At 65.6% G+C, this 8,395-nt stretch carries 6 protein-coding genes; 4 read left to right on the top strand and 2 right to left on the bottom strand.

From position 1 onward, the window contains the following. On the bottom strand, positions 1-278 hold a 278-nt coding region (locus tag AB2385_RS11360; protein ID WP_367655120.1), incomplete at its 3' end, for a hypothetical protein. An 8-nt stretch (positions 279-286) separates the two neighbouring features. Then, a complete protein-coding gene (locus AB2385_RS11355; protein ID WP_367655119.1) occupies positions 287-721 on the bottom strand; it encodes an NUDIX pyrophosphatase in 435 nt (144 codons plus the stop codon). 773 nt (positions 722-1,494) lie between these two features. On the opposite strand from AB2385_RS11355, the gene AB2385_RS11350 reads away from it, so the two are divergent. The 4 genes from AB2385_RS11350 (at position 1,495) to AB2385_RS11335 (ending at position 8,192) form a co-directional block, all read left to right on the top strand. After that, positions 1,495-1,695, top strand: a complete 201-nt coding sequence (locus AB2385_RS11350; RefSeq protein ID WP_367655118.1) for a hypothetical protein — start codon at positions 1,495-1,497, stop codon at positions 1,693-1,695. 394 nt (positions 1,696-2,089) lie between these two features. Next, positions 2,090-4,513, top strand: coding sequence for a glycoside hydrolase family 73 protein (locus AB2385_RS11345; RefSeq protein WP_367655117.1), 2,424 nt, complete (start codon positions 2,090-2,092; stop codon positions 4,511-4,513). Between the two features lie 5 nt (positions 4,514-4,518). After that, positions 4,519-6,225 (top strand): hypothetical protein, encoded by a 1,707-nt coding sequence (locus AB2385_RS11340; RefSeq protein ID WP_367655116.1) that lies wholly within the window; start codon positions 4,519-4,521, stop codon positions 6,223-6,225. A 1,409-nt stretch (positions 6,226-7,634) separates the two neighbouring features. After that, positions 7,635-8,192: a histidine phosphatase family protein gene (locus tag AB2385_RS11335; RefSeq protein WP_367655115.1), complete on the top strand. Its 558-nt coding sequence runs from the start codon at positions 7,635-7,637 to the stop codon at positions 8,190-8,192. Positions 8,193-8,395 lie beyond the last annotated feature (203 nt).

Here is an 8,395-nt window from a genome sequence, read left to right as displayed (position 1 = left end):
AACGGGGCTTGAGGGCCGCCACTTTGAATTTCCACGATTTCCGGGACAACGCCGGCGCATGTCATACGGCGTCGTTTATGGTCGACCTGCATCAGGGGAGCGCGTGCAGTACCGTGAATCACTCGGTAGGAGACTTGAACGGCTCCGTCATTGGGCCCGACCGCCACCCGGAAGAATGGCTGGAGACGATGGGAAACGAGGTCCGCTACTTCGGTTGCAAGCCCGTACAAGTCAAAGCAGACGCCAAACCGCTCAAAGCTGGTGATGTAGCGTTCCATCTCCAGGTTCACGTCCGCAGGCAGTCGCGCACTGCGGCCCACGTGCGCCGGTTGGATTCCCAGTACAGCCCCGCCTCCACCGCGGAGATGGGCACCCACTTCCAGTCGTCGTGCTCCTCCGGGGCGATCCGAATGGCGGCTTCAGGAGTCTCCACCCAGTACAGATCCTTGCGAATGACCTGGTGCGGAAGCTCAAACTCCCAGTGGCCGGGAATCTGGTGGACATCCTCAGCCCGTACCCTCAGTGACGTCTCTTCATAGATCTCCCGGACGCAAGCCTCCCGCGAGGTCTCGCCTTCCTTGATTCCGCCCGTAATGGGCTGCCAGAAACCGGTTGGAATGTCAGGGCTCGCCGCCACGTGCAAGAGGAGCACGGCATCCTCCGCATCCACCATGCGGCGGATGATCCAGCATTCTACGCTGTTCTTGACGGGTTTACCCACCAACTGACGCACACCTCCGACGATAGATAGTTCTCTCCGCAGAGGTCTTTTCCCCCATGGTGGAGGAGACGCCGAACTCCCGCTCCTCCTCCAGCAACCTGGTGATCTCCTCCAGCGAGTACCGCAGAAACTCCCTCGGACGTATAGCTCGATCATCCACATAAAACCCATTACGCTCACACCAGGGTTTCCGATGTGAAGGTCGTAAGGTACGCCGTGGCAGTTGAGGTCTCCCCTCCGTAGTCACAAGCGGCCAGAAGCAAGGATGCGAAAACCAGAAACGTAGCTGCCGCCCGAAACTGTTCCCACCTCCTTTCGTTGTTGTGTACTACGGACCGGGTCACCGTCGTTAAGTCTTGGCCGCACCCCCGCAGCAGTAGTGTGCGTAGCCCACAGTATACGTGGAGGAAACATGTACCGCAACGTATTAACAAAAGATTCAGTATGCAAGTTTGTACATCGAGTACAGCGTCCACTTGGGACAGCTCATCAAGAACAGCAAGTGCCATCAGTCGTTGAAGTGCTCAGCGCTGCTATCGTCTCCCTGCACCGCAGTCCGCCCTTGCGGTTCGGTGGGGCAGTGGGCCGATTTCGAGGGGAGATGGATCAGCACATCATTGCAGCTTAGCTAGCTTCCTTGATGCGGAGCACGGGGGGCTGTTGCTCAGCTACAGTTTCGCGTCGGGACGTGAGCCGGTCGGCGTGGTGCGCACGAGCGACGGCGGGATACCGGTGCTTCGGATCCAACCTTTGTGGCCCACTAGCATGGGTGGATGGTGAAGTCGAACTGTCTCTACTACGCGGAAGACGGCGGCTACCACTGGCAGGCGCTTCCCGTCGTGGCCGACTCAGTGAAGCAGACACAGTTTGTGACTCGCACTCAAGGGTGGCTTCTTGCCGAGGATGGTGCCCTGCTCACGACGGCTGACGGCGGTCATACATGGACGGCAGTTAACGTATACCTTGTAGATTAAGCGTAGTCTCAAGGCTGCCCCGTGCGGCAGCCTTTTTGCACTGCGGTACCGGGAGCACATGCCACAGGAGAGTGCACCGACTGCGACCGGCGCCTCCGGGGGTAGCCTGCTACCCACGGCCACCTCCGTCCCGGTGGCTGCGGGTGCGGCCTGCTCGCCGACCAGCACACGGCCCACGTTTTCTGTCCGCCCCGGCGACTGCGGGCACCGCCCTCGGACTGCAGCGGCACGTTCTTGGGCTTCTGCCTGGTGCTGGGGACCGAACGTCACGCACTTTTCCGCACCACAATCCGGCACGCCTGGCAGGAACCTTGCGCCGCAAAACCGAAGATAGACACTTAGCACAATACCAAAAATATATCCCGCAACATTCCTCACATGGGAGGGTGACTGCGTGCTCGATCGAGGTCTAGCTCTCACCCAGACCCGGGTGGAGCGCGAGCTTAGTGCATCGCAGTTGATGGGGCGGGTTGGTGAGTGGCTGGGCAACAACGACTTCCTCCACAGGCTGGCCGAGCTGGGAGGGGCTCCGGAGGGGCTCAATAACCGCGTACAGCTGGAGGCCTACGCCTACAAGGGCGTGAAGGAGATTCTGTCCGACGAGCTGGCGCTGGACCGGAACTCCGACGCCCTTCGGGAGCGCTGGGGCGAGGATGCGCTCTCGGCCCTGGAGGTGCGCGGCCTCCACGGTGCCGCCGGCAGAACCTTCGTCCGGCTTGAGGCCATCCTGTCGGGGCGCGACGCGACCGGGCTGGCCCTGGAGAAGGCTGCCGACCCGAATCAGCTGGTGCTGACCCGCAAGGAGGAACAGTACCTGCGGCTCGCACAGGAAGGCCGTTTTGACGTGCTTGACCCCCAGTTCGGGGATGACCCTTACTTCCTTCCCTACCGGGACCTGTGGTATGAACTCAGCAGCGAAACTCGGCAGGCCATCATCAACGGGCAGAAACTCTGGACCAAGGTGGCCACCTACTGGGGTCAAGTCCTAAACGGGCAGAGGCCGGACGGGCCGCAGCCGGTGGACTGGTGGGGCGTGCGCGGCGCTGCGCTGGAGCACGTGGAGCAGCGGGCCCACCAGGAGCTGGCGGCGCTCGAACAGGGGCTTCAGAGCGGGCAGGCGTCGCCCGACCCGATCGGGGAGCTTCTGCAGCGCCTCGACGTGTACCGGAAGGCCCTGGGGGCCGATCGGTTCGACCGGCTGCTCGAAAGGGTCGTATCCCAGGAGACCCGCGACTTGCTGCAGTTCCGGGACGAGTTTGTGAAGGGGAAGAAGACCTACTGGCATATGGTGATCGCGGACGGCAAGGAGGCCGCCGACCGCTGGGATGCCGAGCATTACCAGCCGCTCCGCGAGTACCGTGACACCATGCTGAAGCACCCCACCTTCGCCCCGCTCGCCCAGGCCATCCAGAACGAGGCGGTTGCGATCCACAACGCTTATGCGGACCTGTGGCGGGCCAAGGAGGGCTGGTGGCAGGCGTACCTGAACGGGGAGTCCACCGACAAGTGGGCGGCCCAGGGGCAGGACGCGCGCGAGCGGCTGGCCCGCCTGGATCCAGAGGCCGCCGCACTGTGGGGGCCCGAACGGACCTGGCACCTCGATGGGGAGTATCGGGCCGAGGCGGAGCGGCGTGCCCGGGAACGGCAGCAGGGGTGGCAGCCAGCCTTGCTTCCCCCGCCGCCGCGAGTCACCGACCGCTCCTGGGTGAAGACCGACGCAGCCTACCCCATCCAGAGCCTCATTCAGGCAGAGGCGGGGCGGTGGAACCGGGAGTGGTACGAGGCCATTCTCGACCAGTTTGATGTGGTCAACCAGGAACGGTACAGGCCCGGTCGGAACCAGACCACCTACTGCAACATCTACGTGTGGGATGTTACCCGTGCCATGGGTGTGGAGATCGCACACTGGATCAACACCGAGACGGGCCAGATCGCCCGGGCCGACGAGATCCGCGAGGCGTACAAGCGGGGCTATCCGGGCAGCACCGGGAAGTATCGCGAACTGGACGCCAACGGCATGACCCGCTGGCTCCGCGAGCAGGGCCAGGAGTACGGCTGGGTGCGGGTCACCGCCGAGCAGGCGCAGGCGGCCGCCAACCTGGGCATCCCTGCCATCGCGGCCCTCGAGAAACCGGGCGGCATCGGCCACATGGCCATGGTGCGGCCGGGCGAGTATCATCCGACGCTGGGGCCCACCATCGCACAGGCGGGCAGCCGGAACTTCACGACCGGGACCGCTGCCGAGGGCTTCGGACAGAACAACCTGCACAGGGTGGAGTATTACATCTACCAGGGCCCGGAGATGCAGCCGCGGGGGTACTCGGACCAGGAGATCCACCAGCGGTATCTGGCCGCCACAAGCGACAGGGAGCGGTTTGAGATCCTGAAGCCGCTGTTCCTGGAGGCCGAGCGGGAGAGCGGCATCCCGTGGGAGATTCACGCCGCCCAGTGGGCCCTCGAGTCCAACTGGGGGAAGGCGACCCCGAAGGACGTGGAGACCGGGAAGGAAAGCTACAACATGTTCGGCATCAAGGGCACGAGCAAGCCCGGAACCAACGGTGTCGTCATGTCGTGGACCTGGGAGGAGATTGACGGCAGGTCCGTACGGGTGCTGGCGCCTTTCCGTGCCTATAACACCGTCGTCGATTCGATCAGAGACCATACTGCGGTGCTGAATCTGCCCCGGTACGATGCAGCACGGCAGTGCAACGGCGACCTGGCCTGCGTGGCGCACGCGCTCCGCGCGGGCGGCTACGCCACGGACAGCAGGTACCCGCAGAAACTGCTGGACGTCATCGAGACCTTTAAGAGGTGGTAGGTTTCATGGCAAGGTTGAGGCTCCGCTGGCTGACGCTTCTCTTACTGCTGGCGATCACCGCCTCCGCCTGTGGAGGTCCTGTCCGTCCGGGCCCGACGTCGGAAGCCTCTGCGAATCGGCCGGCCAGCGAAGCGTCCCCCGGGGCCGACGATTCGTCTCTTTCGGAGCGGGCCCCGGGGGCCGGCGCGGAGGAGAGGGAGGTCGCCGCCTCGGTGGAGCTGCAGTTCGCCGGCAAGAGCACCACGGCCACCCTGTACCGCACCCCCGGGCGGCTCTACGTCTCCATCTCGTGCGGGCCCGAAATCGAACTCGAGAACCCCGCCCCTGACGCCGACTACAACCTGACCACCGTGGCGCAGGGGGAGAATGACCATTTGCTCGTGACGGTGGAGGATGGCCACCACGCCTGGGGCTGGGTGCTGGTGCCGACCGCGGATTCCCTCACGGTCGCGCTGGAGGTGCAGACCGACTGGGGCGTGACCGCCGAAGGCAACCGGGTAAAGGTTTCCGGTCGACGGTACAAGGACGAGGGCGGTTTCACCATCTCATCGCAGTACTACCAGTTCAACCCGCAGACGAACACCTACGAACCGGTGGCCGTCGCGGAGCCCGACCTTTCCGCCCCCTACGATCCGTCGGTCCTGAGGGCGGTCGCCCAGACTGTAGGCAACCACCTGCCCCCGCAGAGCTACGTGCTGGGCTTCAATCACTGGGGCCAGCCGAGCCTCCTGGGCAGAGTCGAGCGGGATTTCGCAGACCCCACGCTGCGTAACGTGCCGTGGGGCCTCGAGAACCTCGCCTCGTCGCTGATGGCCCAGTCCCAGGAGCTGGAAACGGTCTGGCTGGAAAGCGATCCTTATATGGGTGAGTTCGCCTTCCTCCGGCGGCCGGTGCGCCCGGACACCCTGGAGCCGTTCGTGGGCCCTCACCACCTCCCGCGGTGGACAAACTTCGACGTCTACAAGCCGGCCGTGCGCTGGCACCTGGAGGAGCTCTTCGGGGACCGGCTCATGGAGCTGACGGTGGATGACTGGAGCGTCGACTGGGTGAGGGTCTCGGCCGTCGTCCGGCGGTCCGAAACGGTGCCGCCCGCGCAGGAGGCTCCTGCGGCCTTTGCGGCCATCATGGGCCGGTTTGGCAGCGACCTGGTGCGCGTGGGAACGATGGAGCTGCGCTTCCGGGGGCCGGACGGCCGGGAAGAGCGGTTCAGCGAGGAGTGGGTCCAGTTCGAGCTGTGGCGCAACGCCGGCATGAAGCCGGAGGAATGGCAGCAGTACGCCAACATGCGCGTCGACGGCTGGGACGGAGCGCTGTGGCCGGAATGGAAGGCCGTGGGCGACCAGCCCGCGGAGCCCCGATGGGAGCAGTGGGCCGAGGAGATCAAGGCGCAGGTGCCCGACGCAACGCTGCTCTTCCTGGGCTGGAATGACGGTGGGCTGATGGTGGCCCTCTGGTTGCCCGCGGGGGAAGAGCAGACGGACGCCTGGCAGGCGCAGTTCGGGGCGGCAGGCCGGCTCTTCGCCAACCCGCTGGTGAAGGATGTGCGGCTGGCCTCGCCCGGGCAGACGTCGCCCCGGGTCGCCCGCATCACCCGGCGGCGGTACGAGATGCTGACCCGCGACTACGCTACCGGGACCTCGCTGCCCTGGAGCCGACTGCCGGTCAGCCAGTGGCCGATCATCGCCGAATGGTACTGGGATGAGGATCAGTAGGACGGCCAGGGGCCTGCGGCGCTGCATCGCCCTGGACAACCGGACGGAGATCCGGCTCATCGCCGTCTCCCACCGGCCGGCGAGAGGCCCGGGCAGGCCCTTCTGTTGGAGGGACAGGCGGTGTTCAAGGCGCTACACCTGCCGACAGGTCAATGCGTTGTCTCGGTCGATGCCGGTTGGACCCCCGAGCAGTTGCAGGAGTGGTGCCGCCGAGACGAGATCGTGTGCCCGGGTTACGACGGGCCCGTCAACTACCGGCCGCGCGTCACCGTCAGGTCCCATTTCGCCCACCGCAGCCTCACCGATTGACGCTACGCAGACGCCGAGGCGTTCGTCCTCGAGGGCCGTCTCCTGCTCTACTCCTTTTTCCGTCGCAAGACCGAAGGCAAATCGGGATGGAATGTCGACCTGGAAAGACAACTACCCGGCGGAGAACTGGCGGATGTCTGGGTGAAGCCCCCGCAGGGCCCACCCGTCGCTTACAAGCTGTTCCCCCGTGGCAGGAGAAGCGGAATCGAGGAGTTGACGCGGCAGGCCGAGCGGGCCGGAGCGCGCCTGTTTCCCATCCTGTCGATGGAAAGGCGCACCTGGGCGTGTGACAAGCTTCCCGGCGGTCGCCCCGACCTTCTGGTGATCCCCCCGGTTGACCGACGCCTGACGGTGTGGCGCCAGTGGGACCAGTACCATGTGTACTCCCTTCGGGAGCCGTCGCGGTACGAGTCCGTGTGCTACCTCGACGTGCAGCAAAGCCGTCTCGTCCTACACCGTAAGCTCTGCCCAGGCGGGTGCCACCCCAACACGTATGCTTTCGCCGAGGTCCTGGACGCCTCGCTGGAGGAGCTCCTGGTGTGGCACGGCGAGCTCGTGTTTCCGGCCGAGTTCCGGGCGAAAGAGAAGTGGACGCGCTGGGAGAGGAAGGCCAGGGCCCTGCAGGAACTCGAGGTCCGGAGGCAGGCAGAGACCAGAGCTACGATGCGCATTCAGACGAGTCCGCACCCTCAGCCTGTTTCCGGCGTGGCGGCCGGTGTGGCGCGTTCGGTTGGGCGAAAATCCAGAACCGCGCGGATCCCGCCGATACGGGCGGACCTTGCTGACCCGCCGGCAACCTGTGAGGTCTGCGGCCGTGTGACCACCGACTACTGGGATCGCACCGGCGACCGGTGCAAGTGCCGCGCGTGCCTGATCCGCAGCAGGGGAGTGGAGCCGGTGATATGCCGGCGGTGCGAGCGAGCACAAGAGCCGGACCGCATTCGAGACGGGTTGTGCATCAGCTGCCTGCAGGACATGCGGGAACGGTGACCGGCGGGGCCAGCGCAGCGTACCGACGGCACAGGGAGTGAGACAGTCGTCGTGGCCGCCCTGCCCATGATGGACCAGGATGAGAGGGGGGCAGGGAGGAAAGCGGTTTCATGCGCACGAAAGTCCTCTACCTGATACGCCACTGGCAGGCGGGCGGGCAGGATCCCGCCGCTCCGCTCACCGCCGAAGGCCGGGCCCAGGCCGAGGTTCTGGCGGACTTCCTCGGGGGCTTCCCCATCGACCGGATCGTGTCCAGCCCCTATTCCAGGGCGGTCGAGACGGCCGCTCCCCTGGCCGGACGGCTGGGCCTGGACATCCTCACGGACGACCGCCTGCGCGAGCGGGTGCTGAGCGGTGCGAACTCGCCGAACTGGGAGGAACGGCTCCGGCAGACCTTCCTGGATCTGGACCTCTCTTTCCCTGGCGGCGAGTCCAGCCGGGCCGCCATGCGACGCGCCGTGGCGGTGGTGGAGGAGGCGCTGCCGCTCACCGCGCAGGGGGTTGTCCTGGTGTCGCACGGGTGCCTGCTCACCTTGCTGCTCAACCACTTCGACGACCGCTTCGGCTTTGCCGAGTGGGCGGCCATGACGAACCCGGATGTGTTCCGGGTGATCCTCGCACCGGAGGGTGCCCGCGTGGAGAGGATTTGGAATATGCCTCCACCCTGAGTTGGTGCTCGCCCGGCGTGCGCTGGCGCTTCGGGACGGAGTTTGTGCGGATCTCCGACACGCCGGGGCTGACACGTGAACGGCGAGCTTATCCCTAGCGTCGTGCCTCTGGTTGAGGCGCTGCAGCGCCCGGATGTGTATGACGAGATCCTGCGGGAGCACCAGGCCCGGGCTCATGCGCCCCGGCTCTCCTTGGCTGACCT

Origin of the sequence: Symbiobacterium sp. (genome assembly GCF_040797425.1) — a bacterium.
In the GTDB taxonomy this organism is placed as follows: Bacteria; Bacillota; Sulfobacillia; order Symbiobacteriales; family Symbiobacteriaceae; genus Symbiobacterium.
This window is presented reverse-complemented; position numbering and strand designations above follow the sequence as displayed.

Bases quoted from the DNA above. Each gene is read 5' to 3' on its own strand.
- AB2385_RS11350 (WP_367655118.1), top strand. From the start codon at position 1,495: ATGGTGAAGTCGAACTGTCTCTACTACGCGGAAGACGGCGGCTACCAC.
- AB2385_RS11340 (WP_367655116.1), top strand. From the start codon at position 4,519: ATGGCAAGGTTGAGGCTCCGCTGGCTGACGCTTCTCTTACTGCTGGCG.
- AB2385_RS11335 (WP_367655115.1), top strand. From the start codon at position 7,635: ATGCGCACGAAAGTCCTCTACCTGATACGCCACTGGCAGGCGGGCGGG.